This is a genomic window from Candidatus Amarolinea aalborgensis (assembly GCF_900491745.1).
GTDB lineage: Bacteria > Chloroflexota > Anaerolineae > SSC4 > Amarolineaceae > Amarolinea > Amarolinea aalborgensis.
Genome location: NZ_UETR01000046.1, coordinates 1 through 23,402 on the forward strand (window position 1 = coordinate 1; position 23,402 = coordinate 23,402).

Annotated in this window: 11 protein-coding genes; 6 read left to right on the top strand and 5 right to left on the bottom strand. The window is 62.7% G+C overall.

The window, feature by feature from the left end:
- Positions 1-716: AlkZ-related protein (locus ACPQ6D_RS21945; RefSeq protein ID WP_423226490.1), on the bottom strand; the 716-nt coding region annotated here is incomplete at its 3' end.
- A 475-nt stretch (positions 717-1,191) separates the two neighbouring features.
- On the opposite strand from ACPQ6D_RS21945, the gene ACPQ6D_RS21950 reads away from it, so the two are divergent.
- From ACPQ6D_RS21950 to ACPQ6D_RS21960, 3 genes are read left to right on the top strand one after another with little or no spacing between them, the layout of a single operon-like run.
- A complete protein-coding gene (locus ACPQ6D_RS21950; RefSeq protein WP_423226491.1) occupies positions 1,192-2,337 on the top strand; it encodes a TolB family protein in 1,146 nt (381 codons plus the stop codon).
- A gap of 16 nt (positions 2,338-2,353) precedes the next feature.
- A complete protein-coding gene (locus tag ACPQ6D_RS21955; RefSeq protein ID WP_423226492.1) occupies positions 2,354-3,007 on the top strand; it encodes a response regulator transcription factor in 654 nt (217 codons plus the stop codon).
- A complete protein-coding gene (locus ACPQ6D_RS21960; RefSeq protein WP_423226493.1) occupies positions 3,004-4,764 on the top strand; it encodes a cache domain-containing protein in 1,761 nt (586 codons plus the stop codon). Before ACPQ6D_RS21955 ends, ACPQ6D_RS21960 begins: the two co-directional genes overlap by 4 nt.
- A 95-nt stretch (positions 4,765-4,859) precedes the next feature.
- On the opposite strand, the gene ACPQ6D_RS21965 is transcribed toward ACPQ6D_RS21960, so the two are convergent.
- A complete protein-coding gene (locus ACPQ6D_RS21965; RefSeq protein ID WP_423226494.1) occupies positions 4,860-8,630 on the bottom strand; it encodes a WD40 repeat domain-containing protein in 3,771 nt (1,256 codons plus the stop codon).
- Positions 8,627-10,993: a CHAT domain-containing protein gene (locus tag ACPQ6D_RS21970; protein ID WP_423226495.1), complete on the bottom strand. Its 2,367-nt coding sequence runs from the start codon at positions 10,991-10,993 to the stop codon at positions 8,627-8,629. The genes ACPQ6D_RS21965 and ACPQ6D_RS21970 overlap by 4 nt, the downstream gene beginning before the upstream one ends.
- 273 nt (positions 10,994-11,266) lie before the next feature.
- On the opposite strand from ACPQ6D_RS21970, the gene ACPQ6D_RS21975 reads away from it, so the two are divergent.
- Entirely contained in the window at positions 11,267-12,412 is a 1,146-nt protein-coding gene (locus ACPQ6D_RS21975) for a serpin family protein (RefSeq protein WP_423226496.1), read from the top strand.
- 216 nt (positions 12,413-12,628) lie between these two features.
- Here ACPQ6D_RS21975 and ACPQ6D_RS21980 read toward each other — a convergent pair whose 3' ends face one another.
- The gene (locus ACPQ6D_RS21980; RefSeq protein WP_423226497.1) at positions 12,629-14,290 is read right to left on the bottom strand and encodes a DEAD/DEAH box helicase; all 1,662 of its coding nucleotides are present in this window, start codon (positions 14,288-14,290) and stop codon (positions 12,629-12,631) included.
- Between the two features lie 872 nt (positions 14,291-15,162).
- Positions 15,163-16,500: an alpha-amylase family glycosyl hydrolase gene (locus tag ACPQ6D_RS21985; protein ID WP_423226498.1), complete on the bottom strand. Its 1,338-nt coding sequence runs from the start codon at positions 16,498-16,500 to the stop codon at positions 15,163-15,165.
- A gap of 261 nt (positions 16,501-16,761) precedes the next feature.
- Between ACPQ6D_RS21985 and ACPQ6D_RS21990 the strand changes: the two genes are divergently transcribed.
- Both ACPQ6D_RS21990 and ACPQ6D_RS21995 read left to right on the top strand, forming a co-directional pair.
- Complete coding sequence (locus tag ACPQ6D_RS21990) at positions 16,762-20,265, top strand: SdrD B-like domain-containing protein (RefSeq protein ID WP_423226499.1); 3,504 nt, start codon at positions 16,762-16,764, stop codon at positions 20,263-20,265.
- Between the two features lie 188 nt (positions 20,266-20,453).
- Positions 20,454-23,402, top strand: a 2,949-nt coding sequence (locus ACPQ6D_RS21995; protein WP_423226500.1) for an SdrD B-like domain-containing protein, incomplete at its 3' end; no start/stop codon positions are given.

Sequence of the window (23,402 nt, forward strand, 5' to 3'; positions counted from 1 at the left end):
TCGGCTGGGGTCGCGGCCAACACGGTGTTCAGGTAAACGGTGAGGATCTGGCTCATCGCTTCGGTGCTGTTGATTGCGCGGGCAGCAACCGGGATGGAGGGGAAACGGCGCGGGAGCAAGTCGTAGATGTAGCAGTATTTCCAGGCGTTTGTGTCCGAAATACCCGTTTTGACGATCTGCCATTTCATTTGCAGTTCGGCCAGCGCGCGATCGAAGCGGGTCATGTTGTCTTCGCCGGCCAGGCGGGCGGCGCGGCGCAGCTCACTGGTAGGCAGCGCGCCCTGCAAAAACAGCGCCTCCGCCACCTGACGCGCCTCTGCGGTGAGTTTGGCATCCTGGTACAGCTCACGGAAGTCGTCCAACTCCCCATAGCTGCCGCTCAGCGCGTAGAAGGCCGGGGCCAGGCGCAGGCTGATGAAAACCGGCTTGCGCTTGAGAAACTTGCCGTAGAGCACATCGCCGGCAATAGGCAAATCATCCTTCCACTGCCAGGCCAGGCCGAGCTCGCGCTCGTTGTGCTGCGCGGGCGGCGCCTTCTCCAGGCCGCACAGCGCGCCGTACAGCGTCGGCAGTTCAATGCCCTTCGCGGAAAAGAGCAGGCACATCCCCACCTGGTTCACAAACGCCAACGCCTCCGCCGGCGTGTGGATGCACAAGTCCATGCGCTGGCGATAGCGCTGCGCGCGTTCGGTCCGCAAATTTGCCTCAGTCAGCACGTGATCGCTGCTTCCTTTCACACAGGTTAGCCCAGAGCTGCGCTGAGCTTTCCGTCTCGATCTCTGCGCTATTGTAGCCCAGGTCAGGCAAACGATCAAGCCGCCGACGCAGTTCCGCCAAAGCCAACCCGGTTGACTTCTGCAGAAAGCGTCGCATCGGGTCAGTTCTTGGGCATCGAGGCCACAGGGCGCAGCGTGCGGTTCGCCGGTGTGACCATTCTGCGGCTTGCCCACAATTCCGTCTTCCATCTTGTACTCTGCATTGCTTGCGGCCCCACTTCAGCATTCAGCTTTCCTCATTCAGCGTTTTGCCACTTTCTTCTCTCCTACGCCGTTTCACCTACTCCGCCTGCGTAAGTTGTCGGTTGACCATTCATCACGAACCGAGTATACTGTGCTCGTGTGATGCCACCATCCCCCACATCATGGCAGACCGGATAGCGCCGGAATTCGGGAAATAAGAATTTAGGCTGGAATGACAATCTTTGCTCAACGACGCCCTTTCTGGCGGCTCATCACGCTGATGGTGATCGCCAGTTTCACGCTGTCTGGCTGCGCGGCAGCCACGAAACCGCACGACCTGCGCGGCGTGCCGCTGGAAAGCAGTGTGCTTTACCTGCAAAATGGAGAGTTGCACGCCCTGGCCCTCAACGGGAGCAGTACGCGCGTGCTGGCGACCAAAGTGCGCGCGGGCTGCGCGCCCTATGCCATTGCCCCAGATGGCAGCCGCGTGGCCTATCAAGATCAAAGCGGCGCGTGGTGGGCCGTTTCCACGGCCGGTGGAACCCCCGTGCAAATTAGCAACAAGCCGGTGCAGCTGGTCTCCTGGCTGCCCAGCAGTCAAGGCGTCTATTTCAGCGACGGCGCGGATATCCGCGCGCTGCTCTTTGACCAGACGCGCAGCAGCGCCGTGCTGCCAGGCGGCGGCCAGCGTTACGTCTCACCAACGTGGGCGCCGAACGGGGAACACGTGGCTTTCGTTGAAAACCCCCGCGCGAACGTGGCCGAGGTCAAGCTGGCCAAGGCCGACAACAGCGCCGTACGCAGCCTGGGCCGCGTGCTGCTGTCGCCCATCGAGGCCACCGAACTATGCCCGCCGCAGATTATCTGGTCGCCAGACAGCACCCGCTTCCTGTTCAACCCTGGACGCAGCGCCACCATCTTCTACCTGGCCGGCGGTACGCCCCTGCCCCTGCCAGCGCACGGCGCAGGCGCGGTCTACACCTGGTCGCCCGATGGCAGTCAGGTGGCATTCACCGATGGTCAAGGCACGCTGTGGCTGGTGAGCAGCGGCGGCACCGGAATGCGCAACGTGGCTGACGCCATCGCCGGCCCGGCCTGGTCGCCTGACGGGAAGCAATTGGCCTACGTCAGTCAGGACAAGGGCGGCAACGCCCTGCGCACCTATGATTTGACCCGCAGCGCGGCTCGGCTCCTGGTGCAAGCGCCGAGCGACGCCTTGCTCAGCCCGCAGTGGCTCCCCGACGGCGCCGCCCTTTTGTTCACCCGCCAGGCGCGTAATGGCGCCAGCACCATCTGGACGATTCCAACCAGCGGAACCGGCAGCGCCCAGCAGATCGCCGTGGGTAGCGCCGCAACCCTATTCCAAAAACCCAAGTAAATGGCCTAGTATAGTTATGTCACCTATTCGCTTGATCCTTGCTGACGATCATGTGATGCTGCGCCAGGGAACCCTGGCTATGCTGGCGCGCGAGACGGACCTGGCCGTGGTCGGCGAGGCCAACGACGGCGCCGAAGCCGTGCGCCTGGCCGAAATGCTGCGCCCGGATGTCGTGGTCATGGATGTACGCATGCCAGGCATGAACGGCATCGAGGCCACACGCCAGATTCGCACCCGTCTGCCCAACGTGCAGGTCCTGGTGCTGACCGCGCATGACGACGATGAGTATGTCTTCGCGCTGCTCGAAGCTGGCGCGAACGGCTATCTCCTGAAAACGGCCCCCGTGTCAGAGCTTGTCCACGCCATTCGCGCTATAGCCGCGGGCGAGTCAGCCATGGCGCCCAGCATTGTGCGCAAACTGGTCAATCGCGTCAGTGGGCGCAAGACTGCGCAGCCCGAGGACGAATTCGAGGCGTTGACCAGTCGCGAGATGGAGGTGCTCAAGCTGCTGGCGCAGGGCATGACCAATAAACAAATTGCGGATACGCTGATCATTAGCGACCGCACGGTGCAAACCCACCTCAGCAACATCTTCGGCAAGCTGGGCGTCAACTCGCGCACCGAGGCCATTCTGATGGCGATGAAACGCAACCTGCTGCGCGCGCCGTGACATCGCCCTCTGCCCCGCCAGCGGGGACCAAGCTGCCCCATGGGCTGACCGATCGCCTGAGCAGCCTGCGCGTGCAGGCGGTGTTGTGGCTTCTGCTGCCCTTTGCCCTCATGTTGCTCGTCATCCTGGCTGTGAGCACCCTGGCCTACCAGCAGGTCGTGGCTTCGCTCATCATTGCGCGCGACCGCGAGATCGCAGCCGTAGCGGCCGAGCGCATCTCCGAGCGATTGGAAAACTACGCCGACGTCCTGACGGTCCTCAGCAACGATCCCGGTTTGCGCGCGGAGGATGCGGCGCGACGCATGACCGTGCTGCGCGGCGCCGCCGAACAACTGGCGCCCTTCGATGGCGGCGTCTTCGTCCTCGATGCTTCCGGGCAGGCCATCACCAACATGGCGCCGGCGGGCATTACCCAGGCGCCGGTCAACCTGGAGCCTTACTTCCGCAGTGTGCGCGCCTTACAGGTGCCGGCATTTTCTGACATCCTGGATCAGCCGGGCCAGGCTGACAGCGTGATGGCTGTGCTTGTGCCCATCTCCAGACCAGCGGGCGATGCCGTCGGCGCGCTGGTAGGCGTCTTTCAACTCAAGAATCAACAGCTCGGCAGCGATATTCGCCGCCTGCGCATCGGCGACAAGGGCGTCGCCTACCTGGTAGACCGCCAGGGCCGCGCGATCTACCATCCCGATGCGGCCTTACTGGGGCAGGATTTGCGCGGCGAGGCCGTGGTGCAACAGGTGCTGCAGGGCGATCAAAATGCGTTGGTGGCCGACGCGAACGGCGAACAGGTTGTCTATGGCTATGCCAGCGTTGCGGCCAGCGGTTGGGGATTGATCACGCGTGAATCGTTCGCAACGTTGACTGCACCCGTGCGACCTTACCTGGGAACGGCGCTGTTAGTGCTGGCGCTCGGCCTGATCCTCGGGCTGTTCTGGCTGCCCCTGGGCGCGCGGCGCATCACCGAGCCGATCAACCGCCTGGCCTCACAGGCTGCGCGCCTGGCCGCCGGCGCGGAGGTAGCCCATGTAGATGGCGGCACGATCCGTGAGCTGCAGACCCTGGCGGCGGCGTTCGATGATATGGCCCAGCAAGTTGCCGCGTCACGCGCCGCGCAACGCAGTTATGTGGCCGCGGTCACGCGCACGCAGGAAGAAGAGCGGCGCCGCATCGCGCGCGAACTGCACGACGGCACTGTGCAAGCGCTGGTCGCCATCGGCCGCCGCCTGGAGTACCTGGAAGGAGTCGCTCAGGACCCGGAACTGGGCAGCCAACTTACCACGCTGCGCCACCAAGTCGGCGACGCGGCCGCCGAGGTGCGGCGGTTCAGCCGTGAATTGCGGCCGTTGGTGCTCGAAGATCTCGGCCTGATTCCAGCGCTGCGCTATCTGTCCAATCAATTGGGCGAGCAAGACGGCATCGAAGTCAATCTGGCGGTGCGCGGCGCGGTGGCCGGGCTGGACAGCGATCAGGAGTTGGTGCTGTTTCGCATTTTCCAGGAGACGCTGACCAACATCAGCAAACACGCGCAGGCCACCGCGGTCAATGCGCTCGTGGAAAGCGACGCCGAAGGCGTTTTCCTGCAGGTCAGCGACAACGGCCGCGGCTTCAATCAGCCCTTTTCAACGAATGAATTTGCCCGCCGCGGCCACTTTGGTCTGATGGGCATCCAGGAGCGCGCCCAACTCCTTGGCGGCCGGCTGGAACTGGAATCACAGCCGGGCAAAGGCACCACCGTCCGCGTCTGGCTGCCCGTTTGATTGCCGTCTGCCGACTACAGCCGCCGCAAGGGATTATTCCAGCTGCGCATGTCGTTGGCTTCTCCAAGCTCAGCCAACGATGGCCGGCTAGCCGTCTATCGCGTAGGCAGATCGTACAAGTACCTGTGCTGCTCCTCGTCCGTTAGCTCGCGGGTAACATGGCTGGGCACAAGAGCTAACAGGTCATCCACAGAGCCGCACACCTCGCAGTCGTAAACTTGCACCGTACCGTCAGCGCCGGCGCTGGCAATATGCCGCCCGTCCGGGCTGAAATCCAGGCTGCGCACACCCGCTACATGGCCCCAGAAAGTCATCAGCATTTGTCCGGTGCGCAAATCCCATAGGCGCACCGTGGGGTCCGCTGTGTCACCACCCGTGACGGCAAAGCGCCCATCGGGGTTGAACGCAACCGCCGTCACCGGCGCTTTTTGGTCATTCAGGGTGAAGACCCGTCGGCCGCTGGTCACTTCCCACAGCGCGGCCGTCTGATCCTGGCTTGCAGTCAACAGAAAGCGGCCATCCGCCGTGAAGGCCACATGGGTCACCGCGTCCGCATGCGTCAGGGGGGCGATCAATAACTTCCCCGAGCCAACGTCCCACAGGCGCGCACTGCCGTCCGCGCTGGCCGTCGCCACGACATCGCCATCCGGGCTGAAGACGGCATCATAAACCAACCCGTCGTGCCCGCTCAGCGTAACCACGGCCTTGCCCTCTCTGTCCCACACGATGGCCGTGCCGTCCGCACTAGCGGTGACGGCGCGACTATTGTCATAGTTGAAGTGGCCGTTCAACACGGCGCCGCGGTGACCGCGCAACGTGCTGATCACCTGCCCATTGGTCATATCCCAAACGACCGCCGTCTGATCATTGCTCGTCGTCAGCGCCAGTTGGCCTGACCCGCTGAAGGCAATGCTATTGACAGCATCACTGTGCCCACGCCAGACGGCTGGCTCGCCGCTGCCGTCGGCCGGCCACAAGCGCACCGTGCCGTCCTGCCCTGCGCTGATGATCGAATTCCCATCCGGGCTGAAACGCGCCTGGTAGACGGCGCCCTCATGACCCCCCAGCGTCGCCAGGCGGCGTCCGCCCAAAGGATCCCACAGACCAACCGTGCCATTATCGTTGGCGGTGACGAGCCGCGCGCCGTCGGGGCTGAAGGCTGCGCTCCATACCGGCTGCTCACCGGTCATCTCGCGCAAGACCTGCAGAGACTGGCCGGTATTGGCGGTCCACACACGCGCGGTGCCATCCACACTCGCGGTAACCACCAGGGCGCCGCGGGGGCTGAAGCCGCCATTGTTGATAGCATCGGTATGGCCGCGCAAGGTGACCAGGCGCTGCCAGGCGTGCGTATTCCACAAGACAGCCGTGTGGTCGGCGCTGGTGGTCAGCAGCAGGCGCTCATCCGGGCTTAACTGCACATCTGTGACCCGATCCTGGTGACGCAGCTCAGCCTGCGGCTGCCCGCTGGCCACATCCCATACGATGGCGCGACCGTCGGCTGAGGCGGTGTAGAGGCGGCGGCCGTCTGCGCTGAGGCTGACCGCCACCACGCGGTCGGTGTGACCCCGAAATTCGCGGTAGAACTCGCCGCTCGGCGCCTTCCACACGCGGGCCGTGTTATCCACGCTGGCGGTCGCCAGCCAGTGGCCGCTGGCGTCGAACGAAACAGCGATCACCTCGGCATCATGGCCCGCCAGCACGGCCAACGGTTTGCCCGAGGCGGTTTCCCACAGGCGCGCCGTACGGTCATCGCTGACCGTGGCAATGATCGAGCCATCAGGCGAAAACGCCGCGTTCCGGAGTCCGCCGCGATGCCCTTCCAAAAAGAGGGTCATCTCGCCGGCCCGCACATCCCACACATAGCCCGTATGACTGCCGCTGGCAATCATCAGCAGCGTCCCGTCTGGGCTGAAGACCACATGATAGACCTCTCCGCCCAGGTTGGGGATTTCGGCGTGCAGCGAGCCGCTGGGCACGTCCCACAAACGCGCCACCGCCCCGGCGCCGCCGCTGGCCAACAGGCGACTGTCGGGGCTGAAGGCGAGATCATTCAGGCGCTGTGATTGCCCGTGCAGCCAGGCCACGTTGCGATTGGTGACCGCATCCCAGATTCCAATCGAGCCGCCGGTGTCCGCAGTAGCCAGCCAACGGCCGTCAGGTGAAAAGGCCGCCGTGGACAAAGTATCCTCATGGCCCGACAAAACTGCACGAATCGAAGAGGCGATCAACGCCCGGCGTAGGGCATCCTCGACCTGCACGTTGTCATTCTTAATCCACGCTGCATTCTGGGCCAGCAGCACACTGAGTTCAGGGTCTGTCTGCAGCTGCAAATTCGCATTGACGGCAATCGTGCGCGCAGCGGCGTTATAGGCCGCGTCGGTGGCCGCGTTCGCCTTCAGGTACTGCTGGCGCGCGGAGATCGCCAGGATCATCATCACCAGAAACAGAGCCAGCAAACCGAGGGCGCTCAGGCGCAAGCGCCGCACACGCCGCCGCTCCTGCGCCAGGCGCGCGGCGGCCTCAGCTTGCTGCTGGCGCAGGCGTTCCTGCGCCGCCGCCCGTTCCGCGACCAGGCGCGCCTCGGCCGCGGCCTGCTCCTGCGCATGGACAAAGCGGGTGCGCCAGTCCAAAATCGGCGCGGCCAGGACATCGTGAAAGATCTCGTAGCGCAGCCGCGTCGGCTGATCGGGCGGCGGCGCCACCGGCCGCAAGATGCGCATGCCCGCGCCGGACAATTTTTCCAGCACCAGCTCGAGCTGGGCGGGCGCCAACCCGCTGTACTCAGCCAGGTCAGGGACGCTGTGCGCGATCTTGGTGCCCGACGGCGTCACCAGGAGATGGAAGATGCGCGCGGCCACCTCCTGCTCCTCTGGCGTCAGCGTGCTGATGACGGTGTCGAGATGGGTGCGTACGATGCGCTCCGCGCCGCCCAGCCGCTGCAAGGTCGCCAGGCGCAAGACCGACGCGCCTGCCTGCACCTCTTCGGCCCACAAGCGGCTCATTACCAGTTGCAGGTAAGGCGTCTCCACGCGTGCCGGGCCGCCGCTGGCCACGGTGCCGCGGCCTGACTCCCCCACGAATACCTGGTTGGTTTGCACCTGCGCCAGCACCTCGGCCACCAGTTCTGGTTCGATGGTCATCGGCTGCGCGGGCTTCGCCTCACGATTGTACGCCGCCAGCGGCTGCTCGATGGCTTCGCGCGCAGCTTCCACATCCAGGTGCTGAATACGCAGGTAGTTCTCGAACAGGCGCGGGATGCGGCCTTTGAAGCGGTCAAGCCGGGCCAGGGCATCTTCGCGAATGGCGATCAAGAAATTGACGCGTAGATCACTCTGATTGACCGCACGTGGAAATTCCATCGCCAACGTGCCCAGCCCATCCTCCGTGGCATGGTAGAAAAGGTACTCCTCGAACTGATCCAGGATCAACAGGAGATCGCAGTCGAGCGCCGAGGTCCATGCCTGCAAGGTAGGCACGAACGCCGCCGCGGAAGGCGGAGGCAGCGACGCGGCCGCGGGGTGCAGCGGCCCCAAGTCGGCCTGCAGAGTCGCATAGATGCTGTTGAGCAGGCCGCCCAGCGGGTCATCGCGCCAGGCATTGACGATGACCACGACGAATTCAGGGTTGCCGCCGTCAATCTGGTTCTGGATGGCGAGATGGCGCAGATGATGCACCACGCCCGCGCGCAGCACCGAACTCTTGCCCACGCCGCTGGCGCCGTAAAGCAGCGTCAGGCGGGAAGCGATCAGATTGGCCTCGATCATGTCGCGCTCACGCTGTCGGCCAAAAAAGAAGTTGGCGTCCTCTTCGCCATAAGGGATCAGCCCTTTGTAGGGCGAGAACGGCGCGTGCTGATCGCTCATGGACGTCCTCCGGCCGCGGGGAGGTTCTGCACCCGCTCACTCAAGCCGGCCACAAACTGCTCCAGGCTCAGATCCAGGATGTCCACGCTTTGACGGTTCCAGAACTTCTGGCTCATGATCGAGGGCGCGGGTTCCACAGCCCAGGCGTAGCCGCGCCGCGGCGCGAAAACCCGCTGGAGCACGGTGCGCAGGTTCCAGGCGCTCAGATCATAGCCGAGAAAGAGGGAGTAGCTGCGCTTGAGGAACGCCAGCAGCGGCGCCGGGGCAATCGAGGTCACATCCATACGCGGCACGAAGTTGATGAAGTGATCCTCGGTGATGACATAGCTGTCCGCATCGCTGTTCGTGCGGTCAATCGCGCCATGGATCTTGAAGATGAGCGTACGTCGGGCTGCAGTCTGGTCAATCGGCAGGTCCAGGTACTCATTGGGCCGTTCAATCGGGACCGATTCCCCTTCGCCGGTTGGGTTGTGCAGAAACATACCGCGATGCTCACCTTCAGCCACATACGTCACCACATCGTATGGCTCGCCCACGGCCTGGAAAGCGCGCTCCAGGACATCATCGTAGTTGAGGGTAATGATGAGTTGGCAGGGATAGGGATAGCCCTGCTTGCGTAGGGCGGCCGGCAGCGCGGCCAGCAGTTGGTGCACGGGTGTTGGTGGATAATCGGCATCGAAGATGGGACGCAGCTCGTCGTACAGCGGGCCGACGTCGCGCATGACGGTCACGTACTGCGACACTTTGGCCAGGTTTTCGGTATCGGCCAGAGGATAATCGAAGGTCGCCGCCAGGTAAGCGGCCAATTCATGGGTGGCGGGCAGATACTGTCCGGTCTGCCAACCGACGCCCGGCGGCCGGCTGCACAGGTTGACGCCTGGTCCTAAAACCGGCACCAGGCGTCCGGCCGTCAACGCCTTGATGATCGGGCCATAGAGCTGATCGGCGGCGGACGGTCGGCGCGGTGCAGGCCCTGCCCCTGGCGCTGGCGGTTCGCTCTCCGCAATTTTCATCTTGACCGTCGCCAGCAGGCCAAAGACGCCCTTGTAGTTCCCGCCCAGGTCTTGCACGCGCAGGAAATAGTCCAGCGCCGGCCGCCAGCGCCCGGCATTGTAGTGCTCCTGCCCACTGGCAAAGGCCGCGGCCAGTTCTTGCTGTTTCTGCACTTCGCGCAAACGATTGGCTGCTTCGGCCTGGTTGGGATCGAGCTGCAGGATCGCTTGCAGTTTGCGCAGCGCCGTGGGCCAATCCTCGCCCGCCTGGGCGCCTGCGACCTGGCGCAGGAGGGCGGCAATCTGATTCTGCTGGCGCTCGGCCTGGCTCAGCGGCTGCACGTCGAATAAACGGCCATCCGGCGCACGCATGAACAAGACAGGCACGGCCCATTCCACTTCGTTACCCGCGGCCCACACGGCCTTGCGCGCCTCTACCAGCGCGCTGTCCACCGCGTAACCGTCGGCCAACGCGCCGTAGAATTCCTGGCTCAACGCCACTGCGGCCGTGTCGCTGACTGCAGTCTGCATGGCGATGACTGCGGGAATGCCCTGCTGGATCAGTCCCTGCGCGACGCCAGCAAAGGCGTTGCCGGTGCTGGTGCGCGCGCCCTCGCAGGCGTTCAGAAAGACGAGCGCGGGCGGATGGCCGCCCAGCAGCGTGCCCAGCGTTTGACCGCTGACCGGCCGACTCAGGCGCGATTCCTCCTCGAACAGCAGCAGTCCCTCCTGCGTCGTTGGATCGAACGCGCCGTGACCGATGAAGTGAAGAAGATGCACATCCTGCTGGCGTAGACGCTGTTGCAGGGCCATCAAGGTCGCGTGGTCCAACCGATCCACCTGCAGCAGCCCCCGCGCCTCCAACATCTCCACGGCCGCGCTCAATCGCGCCCATTCCTGCTCCACGGCCAATGTGGGCGTGTCGCTCGGATTGGCGATGACGACGAGCAGGCGCAGCGGCGGCTTGACCAGCGAATGGCTTTCGGGTGCGGGCAGTTCCAGGAAGCGCACAACCGACGTTTCGGGCGACAGGCAGAGAAAGCGGTTCTGCTGCGGATCGAACAACGTTTCCCAGGCCCAGGCGCCCAGGTCGAGTGCATCAGCCAGACGCAGACGGACGCGCAACCCGGCGTGCTGCCGCCGCGCCTCATCCAGGCTGCGGCGGTAGGAAACGCCGACGCCGCCTGCGAACACCGCTTCGAACAAGTGCTGGCCCAGGGCGCGCGGGTTGGTCGCTTCCAGCGTCGCCAGCGAAGGCAGGTCAAAGGCCGTTTCTGCCTGGCCCATCGGTGAGTTGAGCACACGCGCGCGGTAGCCTGCGGCGCCGCGGTCAATCAGCAGATCGAATTGGAGATACGTGGTGTCGGGCATGGTTGGAACAATGACGAACGATGAAAGCTGAATGATGAACCGGTGGGGGGAAAGTGTGGGGATTATACAACGTTTTCGGAGGGAGGGAAAAAAGCACAAAATGCAAATTGCGTTTTTGTTTTTTTGGCGGTATCATGAAATTGCCTTGCAGCCAATTGCTTGCATCTGGCCGGATCGAGGCAAGGAATCACAGCGCCCCGTCAAGCGTGTATCCTGTCGCCCTTTACCCTTGCGCGGGTCAACAGGATCGCCAGAAAGTAGGAGGGTTTCACGATGCGACTCGACGAAGCCGCCCTCGCCAGGCTGGTTGACGCAAACACCGAATTTGCCATTGATCTTTATCGGCAACTCAGCCCCACCGCGGGTAATCTCTTTTTCTCTCCGTTCTCTCTGTCCAGCGCGCTGGCGATGACCTACGCCGGCGCCCGTCAAAACACCGCCAGGCAGATGGCCCAAGTTTTGCACATTGACCCGCGTCGCCTGGAACTTCACGCCGCCTTTGCGCAGTTGCAGGCCAGCCTGGCCGCGGCCCAGGAGAGCGGCCAGGTGCAGCTCGTCCTGGCGAACTCCCTGTGGCCCCAAATCGGCTATCCGTTCCGGCCAGAATTCCTCGCCCTCCTGCAGAAGTCCTACGGCGCGCCGATCACGCCCGTGGACTTTGAGCATGCGACCGAGGCCGCGCGCCAGGCGATCAACGCCTGGGCGGAGGCACACACCGCCGGGAAGATCACGGAACTGCTGCAGCCTGGCATTCTCGATGACTTGACGCGCCTTGTCCTGGTCAATGCCATCTACTTCAAAGGCGATTGGGCCAGTCAGTTTGACCCACGCAGGACGCAGGACGCGCCCTTCTGGCTGACGGCCAGCGACAGCATCACCGCGCTGCTCATGCAGCAGATGGGCCGTTTCTGGTATGCCGAAGTGGATGGCGTTCAGGCGCTGCAGCTGCCCTACGCCGGCGATGCCGTCTCCATGATCGTGTTCTTGCCTGCCAAAGAGAAGGGGCTGGCCGCTTTCGACGCGGCCTTCACGGTCGAGCGCCTGAAACGCTGGACTGCAGACATGGAGGAGCGGGAGGTCATGGTCCTCTTGCCGCAGTTCAAGCTCGCCTGCTCGCTCAGGTTGGACGATACCTTGAAAGCGTTGGGCATGACCGACGCTTTCGATGAGTATCGGGCCGATTTCTCGGGCATGGACGGGATTCCGCAGTGGCTTTGTCTGACCGCCGTGGTGCAAGAGGCCAGGGTGGAGGTCAACGAGCAAGGGACGGAAGCGGTCGCGGCCACCGCCGCAGTCCTCTCCCGCTCAGTGCCACCGCCGCCTGCGGTCTTTCGGGCGGATCATCCGTTTGTCTTTCTCATCCTGGACCACGCGACCCAGAGCATCCTGTTTTGCGGTCGCGTCGTCAACCCAAGCTAAACAAAGAAACCCGGCTTCTTGCAAAAGCCGGGTTTCAAACGTCAGACGCATTAGCGTTCAGAACCATAGAGAGAACGCAGACGCACGCTGGCCAGGCGCGCACATTAGTTCGATCTGCGTTGTTCTGCGTGCATCTGCGTCCAACTCTCGAACCTCGTCACCGCTTACGTCCTGTGCATAGACGCGCAGGTTCTCCGTGAACCGGCGCTGTCTTGTTCAGGCGCGTTCGACGGTGATGGTCTGGCGGTTGATGCGGAAGTTATGCGCTTTGGCCAGCACTTGCATGACGAACTTTTCCGGGACATCCACCACGGTGTGGTGGTCCTGGATGAAGATCTTACCAATGGCATGACCGGGAATATCGGCATGATAGGCAATGGTGCTCACCACGTCGCCCGGCCGTACGCCGTGCAGCCGTCCCCGGCTCAGGTTGAGGCTGACCATGCCAGCTTCTGGCGCGCCTGGTGATCGCCGCGGCCGGCTGCTGTGATCGGCCGGCCTAAAGTCTCGCGCCGGGCGGGTCTCGACCTCGCGCAGTTTCGTTCGCGGGCGTCGTTCCTGCACCTCGGTGAGGGGAAGGATCGGGCGCTGGCCTTCCACGGTGCGCACATGCCGCAGCGCGGCCGCCGCAATCTCCAACGGATCGTAGCCAGCATCCACCAGGGTGGCGGCCAGGCGACGCTCGCCGCCGGTGCGCCCACGTTTCAACCAGACCGTCACCTGCTCCAGCAGCTGCTCTTCGCGGCGCTGCTCAATCTGCTCCACGGTGGGCAGCACACCGCTGGCGATACGCTGCTTGGTGAAGCCTTCGATGCGCCCCAAACGCCAGCGCTCGGCCGGCGTCACCAGCGAGATGGCGATGCCGGTCTTGCCCGCGCGGCCCGTGCGGCCAATGCGATGAACGTAGATTTCTGGATCTTCAGGCAGATCGAAGTTGAAAACATGTGAGATCTGTTCGATGTCCAGGCCGCGGGCCGCGACATCGGTCGCCACCAGCACCGTGGTTTGACCGCGGCGGAAGCGATTGAGCACACGCTCGCGTTCTTCCTGCTCCAGCTCGCCGCTCAAGCCTTCGGCCGGAAAACCGCGCGTGGACAGTTCGGCCGCCAGCTCGCCCGCGGCCGCGCGTGTGCGCACAAAGATCAGCGCGCTGGTGATCGGTTCCATCTCGAACAAGCGGGTCAGCGCCGCCAGCTTATCGGCTGCGTTCACCAGATAGGTGCGCTGCTCGATGGCCGCCACTGTCACCTGCTCGCGTTCGGTGGTGACGGAACGAGGATCGCGCAGGTAGCGGTCGGCAAGGCGGCGGACCTCCGGCGACATCGTGGCCGACAGCAGCGCGGTCTGGCGCGCAGCCGGCGTCACCGCCAACAGCGCCTCGATGTCTTCGATGAAGCCCATGCTGAGCATCTCATCGGCCTCGTCCAACACCACCACGCGCACGCGGCTCAGGTCAAGGGTCTGGCGTTCGATCAGGTCCAACAAACGGCCTGGGGTGCCAACCACAATATCCACGCCTTTTTGTAGGCGGCCAATCTGGCGACCATACGGTTCGCCGCCGTAAATCGGCAGCACACGCGCCAGGCGCGGCTCGCCGTAGTCGTGCAGGGCTTTGGCTACCTGGATCGCCAGCTCACGTGTTGGCACCACGACTAAGGCCTGAATGGCCTGGTAGTCTGCTTCAAGGTTATGGAGAATGGGCAGGCCATAGGCTGCGGTCTTGCCCGTGCCCGTATGGGCCTGGCCGATCACGTCATGGCCGGCCAGCAGCACCGGGATGAGGGCCGATTGGATCGGCGTGGGCGTCGTGAAGCCAAGCGCTTCCACGGCCTGCACCAACTGCGGGTGCAGGTCTAACTGCGAGAATTCGGATGTCATCGTTTTACACTCTACGATCTTGGCTGTTCAGCAGCCGCGTGATTGGCTGTTTCGATGACTCCGCTGCGCTGCACGTGCCCTTGCGGGCCTGCTCCCCACTACCGCCGCCCTGCGGCGCAACCGCGGAAACGGATGCGCCAACTGCGGACAAGAAAAGCGCCTGACCATGCTAGGTCAGGCAACCCGTTGGAATGATCAAAACAGAATTCATTTAATACTTGCCGCCCACAGGCGGACAAGAGGTAGCATTATGCCACAGGTCCCCCGAATTGGGAAATTGCCGCCCCTCGGCAAATCGTAACCCGGGCCGACGGTCATCGGCTCCGGCATGACGTGCGTCGTCACACCGGAGATGTGACCTACGAGGACGGCGACGCGTGGGCCTGCCGATGTCTCCGGCATGACGTGCGTCGTCACACCGGAGGTGTGACCTACGAGTGACAACATCGTCTCGCACACAACCCGCGTCCCGTAGGTCATCGCCTCCGGCGTGACAACATCCGATCCCACACAACCCGCGTCTCACCGCGGGTCATCGCGGCCGGCGGCGAGCATTGTTACACCGGAAATGAGCTGCGATGAGCACGACGCGTGGGCGACCGTTGTCTCGGGAATACGCCCGTCGTCACACCGGAGGTGTGACCTACGAGGACGGCGACGCGTGGGCCTGCCGATGTCTCCGGCATGACGTGCGTCGTCACACCGGAGGTGTGACCTACGAGGACGGCGACGCGTGGGCGACCGTTGTCTCGGGAATACGCCCGTCGTCACACCGGAGGTGTGACCTACGAGGACGGCGACGCGCGAGATGGTCATCATCTCCGGCATGATGTCATACCGGAGATGTGACGTGCGATGGTCGGGGGGATCTGTCACGCGGGCAGATGGAAATCGAGCAGTGGTGAATGGAAGGGCTGTAGGGGCAATGGCTCGGCGTAGGCCAGAATGACGGCGGCGGCAGGCAGGGAAACCTGACCGCCGCGCACGCTGATCGCGGCGCCGCTGAGCAGATCGGCATAGTCACCATCGGGTAACGGCACTGCCACGGCGCCGGTGGCAGCCATGACATTGAAAAGGCCAAACAAATTGGCGTGCGCGCCCTGCCACGCGGCCTGAATGGCCGGCTCCGCGCTCGTCAACACATACTTGCCTGTGGTCAGCGCAGGATGTTTCTTCAGGCGCGCGAGGGTGGTGAGGAATGGCTGCAGGGGCAAATCGCCCCATTCCACCTTATCTATATCAAACAGCGAAGGTGTGTGCGTTGCGCCAGCCTCCTGCCCGCCGTAGATCAGGAATGGGCCGTGATGGAAAGCCTGGAATGCGGTCCAGGCCAGCGCTTGATTCGGCGAAGGCGCCAGGCGTTGAATACGCAGTTGATCGTGATTCTCGACGCAGCGCATCTTGACAAAATTATGCGGATAGATGGCGTCCTGGAAGCGCAGCATCTCCAAATAGCGGATAACCGGCGCCTGACCGACTACGGCTGCCTGCCAGATCGGCCAGATGTCATAGTCATACGTGAGGTCAAAGGCCTGGTACAGCTCGCTGTCAGAGAGTCCGCTCAGACCCGCGGCGCGGCGGTGAGCCACCCAGGCCGCGTGCACAGACTCCGCCAGCCAGATGACCCCCGGCTTGACCTGCGCAACGGCTGCGCGCGCGCGCAGCCAGAAATCGAGCGGCAGGAGCGACGCCACGTCGCAGCGAAATCCATCTACGCCAAACTCGGCCCACTGCTGCAGCGTTTCGATCAGATACGCCACCAGTTCTTCGTTGGGATGCTTGAGGTCAATCACATCGCTCCAATCCGGCACGGTCGTCACAGGCTTGCCGCTGGCGTCCTGGTGATACCAGTTCGGGTGGTCGCCTACCAGCACCGAATCATGCGCCGTGTGATTGTAAACCACATCAATCATCACCTTCAGGCCCAGGGCGTGCGCAGCCTCGATCAGATGAGCAAAGTCGGCTTTGGTCCCGTACTCGGGATTGACTGCGCGGTAGTCGGCGATGGAGTATGGGCAGCCCAGACTGCCCTTTTTGTTGAGCTGGCCGATGGGATGGATCGGCATGAACCAGACAACGTCCACACCCATGTCGCGCAGGCGCGGCAGATCAGCCTCCACATCGGCAAAGGAGCCGTTGGGGCCATGATTGCGGACATAGACTTCGTAAATGACCAGGTTGCGGTAGCTGTTCGGCGTATCGAATGCCATGCTGATTCTTCTCCAGAAGCTGTTTGATATGACTGCGGTCAAGTTGATTAAGTAGGTCAGTTATGGTAATCTACACATAGCTAACTTGAATCTCCCTCGCCTTGACGCCCGTCAGTGCAGCGTGATTATACGCTGGAACACCAGGTGGGCCAAACGAAACGCAGTTACGACAACATACCTGCGTAATCGTCTCTCCCCAGTCGTCGTCATGAAACTCAGCGCCAGCGCTGAATAAGCATGGTTCCTTGTGGAGGTATCCCGATGAAATCTATCATGAGTTCTGTCGCCTTGTTGGCGCTCATTCTTTCCGGGCTGTATCCCAGCAAGGCCGCGATGGTTCAGCCTGCAGCCGCGGCTGCAGCTCCGCTTTCCCTTTTGTGCAACGCCTCAAGCAGCGCCAGCACCGCTTTCAACGCCACGGCCCTGGCCGCGGGCAACACCGTCTGGTTCGTCAGTCGGCTGAAGGTGAGCGGCCTGGGATCGGCCGTCACCACCATTTATGCGCGCCAGGCATCCATCTCTTTCACTGTCAACGGGACGCCGTACACGATTTCTGTGCCTGACACACGCATCATCTTCGATCCCGCGGCCAGCACCACCACCACCAGCTATGACGCCACGGCCCAACGTTGGGTGACGCGCGTGTCGTCTGGCAACAACGGCAAAAATGTCTTTGCGGGCGGTGTGGCCTTTGCCATCCCGGCCGGCGGACTCCCGGGCGGCATCAACCCCGTCACCTGGACGGCGGCATTGACCGTAGACCAGCCGGGCGTCACTTTCAACTGGAACTGGGCCGCGGCCGTCTATACCAGTTTTAGCACGAACTACAACGCCATTGGCGTCAAGCCCGTGGATGGCAACGCTCAGAACCCGTACAATAACAACGATCAGGCCGGTTCGCCAGAGAACTACAAGAGTTCGGTCACTGGCGGCGCCACGGGGAACGGCGGCACCAACTATACCGGAAGCTGGACCAGCAATCTCAACGTAACGCCCTGCCAGGTGTACCAGATCGGCGACTTCGTTTGGCATGACGTCAATCGCGACGGATTGCAGAGCGCTGGCGAAACCGGGGTGGCTGATGTTCAGGTCAATCTGTTCAGCGCGGCTGGCGTGATGCTCGATTCGACGAGTACGTCGGCCAGCGGCGCCTACACCTTGCTTGCGGCCCCCGGCAGTTACTACCTGGAGTTTGTTGCGCCAACCGGATACGCGTTCACGCTTCCCAATCAGGGCGCGAATCCAGCCTTAGACAGCGATGCCGACCCCGGCAGCGGGCAAACGACCGTCTTCACCCTCGGCGCCGCCCAGAACCTGACGTGGGATGCCGGCCTCTATCAGACCGGTTCCCTGGGCGACCGTATGTGGTACGATCGGAACTACAACGGTCAACAGGACAGCGGCGAGCCGGGCATAGCCGACGCCGGCGTCTTCCTGTATGACGCGGCGCAGTCCCTGGTGGATGTGCAAATAACCGACGCCGATGGTTTGTATGCCTTTAGCGGCCTACCGCCTGGAGTCTATGTCATCCAGTTTGAGCTGCCCGACGGCTATGCCTTCACGCAGCCGCGGCAGGCCGGCAATGCCGTCGTGGACAGTGATGCGGATCCCAATACGGGGCAGACGCCGCCCATCACGGTGACGGCTGGCGCGAATGATATGACCTGGGACGCAGGCCTCGTGCGATTGGGCGCAATCGGCGACTGGGTTTGGTACGATGCCAACCAGAATGGCGTCCAGAATATCGGCGAGCCAGGGTTGGCAAATGTGCCTTTATCCCTCTACCGCGACAGCAACAACAATGGGACACTGGAAATCGGCGTGGATGCACTGATCGCCACGCGTGTCACCAGCGCTGACGGCAGCTATCTCTTCGATGGGCTGACGCCGGCGGTGTACTTCGTGGATGTCGGCAATCTTCCTGGGGCGTATGCAAACGCCCAGCGCGTGAATGGGCCGCAGAGTCTTACCGATCCGAGCGGGCCTCTGACGCTGAGCGATGGGCAGGTGTTTCGGGATGCCGATTTTGGCTATGTGGTGCAGCCGAGCCCTGGCCAGGCCCTCATCGGCGACAGCGCCTGGTTCGATGGCAGCCGCGACGGACGTCAGCAGCCGGGTGAGCCTGGCATTGCCAATCTGAACATCTGTGCGACGCCCGTGGGCGGCGGCGCGCCTGTGTGCCGCCAAACCGACGCGAACGGGCGTTTCCTGCTGCCCGTCGCGCCGGGGACTTATCTCGTGGCGCCGCCGACGCCGCCGGCCGGTTTGGTGGCAACCACGGCCGTGGGAGCCTCGGTGACGGTGGCCGCCGGGGATCAACGCCTCAACGTGGAGATCGGCTATGGGGATGCTGTCGACATGCTAACCTCGCTGGGCAGCATCGGCAACCTGATCTTCAATGATTCAGACTTCAATGGCATGTTTGGCGCCGGCGACAGCGCGCTGGCGGGAGTCAGCGTGGACTTGATCCAAGACCTCAACGAAAATGACGCCTGGGATGTGGGCGAGCCAATCATCGCGACGGTTACATCCGACAGTGTGCTGGCAGCCGGCAACAGCAATTATCGTTTCCGGGGCATCCCGTCCGGTCGCTTTCTCATCCATGTCAGCGACACCAACGGCAGTCTCCTGGACTATAACCAGACATCGCAGGGCCAACCGGACACCGATAACAACAGCCAGAATGACCCGTATGTCGTCGTGCTGTCTCCCGGTGAAAACAACGTGTTGGCTGATTTCGGCTATTACCGACGCCCACAGAACAACACGGGACTGATCGGGAATCAAGTGTGGCTAGACGTGAACAGCGACGGCCTCTACGCGCCCAACAGCGGCGACGTGGGCGTGGCGGGGGTTACGTTGGAACTGCTGCAAGCCAATGCCGTCATTCGTACGACCATGAGCGGTGCGGGCGGGGCTTATGCCTTTACCGGTCTGCCAGGCGGCGCTTACCAGGTGCGCGTCAGAGACTCCCTTGGCGTGCTCAGCGGATATGTGTCAACGGTGGCGGGGCCCCAACCTGGCGCCGATCACAACAACCAGGTGCAGCCCTACACTGTGGCCCTGGCGGATGGCGGCGCGGTACCGAGCGCCGATTTTGGTTACCAATCGGGAGGGGTCACGGTTGGAGGCTTTGCCTGGGTAGACAGCAACGGCAATGGCAGTTATGACAACGGGGAGCTGCTGCTCAACGGGGTGAGCCTGCGTATGACGAACAGCAGCGGAGCTCTTGTGGGTGATGTGGTGACAGGCCCGGCGGGCGGCTACGCCAGCGGCCAATATGCCATCAGCAACCTGCCGCCAGGGCGATACACGGTCGCCTTTGTGGCCGGGCTGCCCAGCTACCTGCTCATCGGCCCAACGACACGCACCTCGGCCAACTTGAGTGCAGGACAAAGCGACCTCACGCTCACATTTCCCTTTATCAACCCCACGGGGGTCGCCGTGGTTGACTTCACCGCCTGGCAGCAGGTGGATGGGCGCGTGGATGTGGTGTGGCGCGCGGTCGGCGGCAGCGCAGCGCCCCGTTTCGATGTCTGGCGCGGCGTTGCCAGCGACGGCGAGTTTACGCGCATGACCGCGCAGCCGCTCGACGGTCAGCCGGACGGCAATGGCTATCTCTACACGTGGTCCGACGCTGCCGCTGTGCCTGGAACCATCTATTGGTATCGGCTGAAAGAAGCGTCGGCTGGGCCTTTCATCGGGCCGGTGCCGCTGACCCCTGTGCAGCACCGACTGTTCATACCGTGGGTTGCACGCCGCTAGGCAAACCCGCGGGTCAGCACTGACCAAGGGGCAGTCGAGGACACACAGGCCGCCGAGCATCTGCAAACAGACTGTAAGCGAAAAGCCTTGCCTACGGCCATCATGTGGAGTATGCTTAACTGTATAATTTCACGATGATTGAAGGTATGGGCGTACTCGGATGCGAAACCGAGGTAGGAAGGAAATAAATGTCAACTACAGAATTGTCCGTAAAATCGTTTTGCAATGAGATTGGGACTGCCGGCCAGGCGCCGAAACGAGCACTGAAGCTCATCTTCACGGCGGCCTTAATGCTGGCAATGGTGGTGAGCAGCTTGGGGCTGCGTCCAGCGTATGCCGCTGCTCCGGCAACTACCATCGGGGGTGTCTCCCTCGGCAATCTGACAGATTATCTGTTCTTCTTTGCTGACGGCAGCCAGGACGCGAACTGGCAGGGCGCCACGAAGGGCTTCGTGGGTGATGTCGCGGTAGACGGTATCCAGGCCGCAGAGCGAACATCGGGCGGCGTTCCGGACGCAGGCACGATCTATACAAACGATAGCACTCTCAGTGCATGGCAAAACATTGTCAATCAAAACTCGGGCCAGGCTTTTGCCAGTACAGGCCAAACCGCCCGCATTGCGAGTCTCGAAGCAGACCTGAATGCAGCATTCGCTCAGATCAATGCACTGTCTGCCACTCCTGGCTACGCCAGCGTATCGTCAACGTCGCTGAACGGACTGAACAAACAGAATGGCGTTGCCGAGACATTCGTGATCAACATCACCTCTGGACTGGGCTTCTCGAGCAAGATCAACATCACGGGCGATGCAAGTGATGTCTTTATCCTGCGTTGGGACACAGATGCCAATTCTGCCAATGGCTATCAAGGGCAGGTCAAACCGCAAAGCGGAGGCGCGATCGTTCCACTTGGCGGGTTGAAGCCGTCCAACTTTATCAACGTGGCTGGCGACATCAACTCGTCCGGCGGCGGCGGCAACCCGCCTCTTCCTTATCCCCAGGGCCCACGCTTCAATGACGGAACGGGCGCATTGATCGCGGGAGGTAGTGACTTCAGCGGCGGGGGTTTCTTCACCGGCTATTGGCTGACAACGGGCGACCCGGCGACAGGGAACAACTCTTCGCTCAGCAACGGCATCTTCGTCGGCGGTTGGTATACCCTGGCCAACAAGTTTAGCATGACTTCAGGCACAAGCGGTGTCTACGTCTCTCCGAACCCAAGTACGCAGACGCCGGCCATCCGCCTTGTGAAATATGTTTCCGTGGACAACCAGGTCTCTTGGGTTGACGCAAATAGTGCGCCTGGGCCGTTAGCGACTGCAGGCAGCCCCGTTTTCTTCCGGTTTGTGATTACCAATATCGGCAATACCCCGTTGAGTAATGTCAGCCTGACAGACAACGTCTTTAATCTCAGCAGCTGCCCGGCCCGGCCGAATCCACTCGCGATAGGAGCGCAGTACACCTGTATCTTCGGGCCTGTAACAGCCATCAGTGGACAGCATAGCAACACGGCGACCACAACCGCTTCCTACGCCAGCCAAACCGTGCAGGCCACGGATCCAGCACACTACTTTGGCCAGTCTCTCGCTCCCGCCTCGCTCGGCAATTTCGTCTGGTACGATACCAACCTAAACGGCATTCAGGATGCCGGCGAAATCGGCGCAGGGGGCGTAGATGTCCTCCTGTATGATGCGTCGAACAACCTGTTGGATCTGCAAACCACCGATGCCAACGGCTTTTACACTTTCACCGGCCTAGTGGCCGGTTCCTACTACGTCCATTTTTCGCTGCCCGACGGCTACGTCTTTACCCTGCCGAATCAGGGCGCCGATGACACTAAAGACAGCGATGCAGACGCTGCCGGCGACACAACGACGATCACCCTGGTGGCTGGCGAAACCAATCTAACCGTAGACGCTGGTTTGGTCCGCCTGGGTGCGATCGGGGATTTCGTCTGGTACGACAAGAACCGCGACGGCATCGAAGATGTGGGCGAGCCGGGCATTGCGAACGTCACCGTGGCGCTCTACCGCGACGCCGATGGCAGCGGCACGCTGACCCCTGGCGACACGCTGGTGGCTACCACCACAACTGACGCGGATGGCGGCTACATCTTCAAAAATGTGATCCCTGGCACCTACTTCGTGGATGTCACCGACGCCAACAACGTGTTGGCCGGGTTGACGCACATCGTAGCGAATCAAAGCAAGCCCGACCCGACGAGCGCGATTGCGCTTGGCGCGGGCCAGGTTTACAAGGACGCTGACTTTGGCTACGTCCGGCAGCCGACCTCAGGCAAGGCGCTCATTGGCGACACGGTCTGGTACGACGACAACGGCGATGGCGTTCAGCAGCCGAGCGAACCCGGCATCCCCGGCATCCAGGTCTGCGCGACGCCCGTTGGCGGCGGCGCCCCGATCTGCACCACCACCGACAGCAACGGTCACTACCTGATCGAAGTGTCGGCTGGCTCCTACACGGTCGCGCCCACGAACCCACCGGCCGGCTACACAGCCACGACGATCGTGCCGCACCCGGTGTCCGTCGCCGCGGGCGATCAGTACCTCGACGCCGACTTCGGCTACAATGACAACCCGTCGCAGCCGCAGCTCGGTACGATCGGCAACCTGGTCTTCCTTGACGACAATACCAATGGCATTTATGACGCGGGCGATAGCCCACTGGCTGGCGTGAGCGTGGACCTGATCCGTGACAGCAATGCCAACGGTACGTGGGATGCCGGTGAGCCAATCATCGCCACGGTGACCAGCGACAGCAGCCTCGACGCCTTTTTGGGTAACTATCAGTTCACCGGTCTACCGGCTGGCCGCTACCTGGTGCACGTCAGCGACACCAACGCCGTGTTGGTGGACTACACCAAGTCGCTGCTGGGCGCCGCCGGGGTGGACAACAACAACCAGGCTGATCCCTATGCGGTCAACCTGCCCACCGCGGGCAGCAACCTGACCGCCGACTTCGGTTACTATCCGCAGAATCGCGCCAACATCGGCGTCATCGGCAACCAGGTCTGGATTGAATACGACGCGAATGGCCTCTTCAATCCGACGGCCACCGATGTGGGCCAGGCCGGCGTGACCGTGGAACTGCTGCAGGCCAATGTGGTCATCGCAACCACC

What these genes read in the sequence shown, in the direction of transcription:
- ACPQ6D_RS21950 (WP_423226491.1), top strand. Translation starts at nt 1,192, where the DNA reads ATGACAATCTTTGCTCAACGACGCCCTTTCTGGCGGCTCATCACGCTG.
- ACPQ6D_RS21955 (WP_423226492.1), top strand. Translation starts at nt 2,354, where the DNA reads ATGTCACCTATTCGCTTGATCCTTGCTGACGATCATGTGATGCTGCGC.
- ACPQ6D_RS21965 (WP_423226494.1), bottom strand. Translation starts at nt 8,630, where the DNA reads ATGAGCGATCAGCACGCGCCGTTCTCGCCCTACAAAGGGCTGATCCCT.
- ACPQ6D_RS21970 (WP_423226495.1), bottom strand. Translation starts at nt 10,993, where the DNA reads ATGCCCGACACCACGTATCTCCAATTCGATCTGCTGATTGACCGCGGC.
- ACPQ6D_RS21975 (WP_423226496.1), top strand. Translation starts at nt 11,267, where the DNA reads ATGCGACTCGACGAAGCCGCCCTCGCCAGGCTGGTTGACGCAAACACC.
- ACPQ6D_RS21980 (WP_423226497.1), bottom strand. Translation starts at nt 14,290, where the DNA reads ATGACATCCGAATTCTCGCAGTTAGACCTGCACCCGCAGTTGGTGCAG.
- ACPQ6D_RS21985 (WP_423226498.1), bottom strand. Translation starts at nt 16,500, where the DNA reads ATGGCATTCGATACGCCGAACAGCTACCGCAACCTGGTCATTTACGAA.
- ACPQ6D_RS21990 (WP_423226499.1), top strand. Translation starts at nt 16,762, where the DNA reads ATGAAATCTATCATGAGTTCTGTCGCCTTGTTGGCGCTCATTCTTTCC.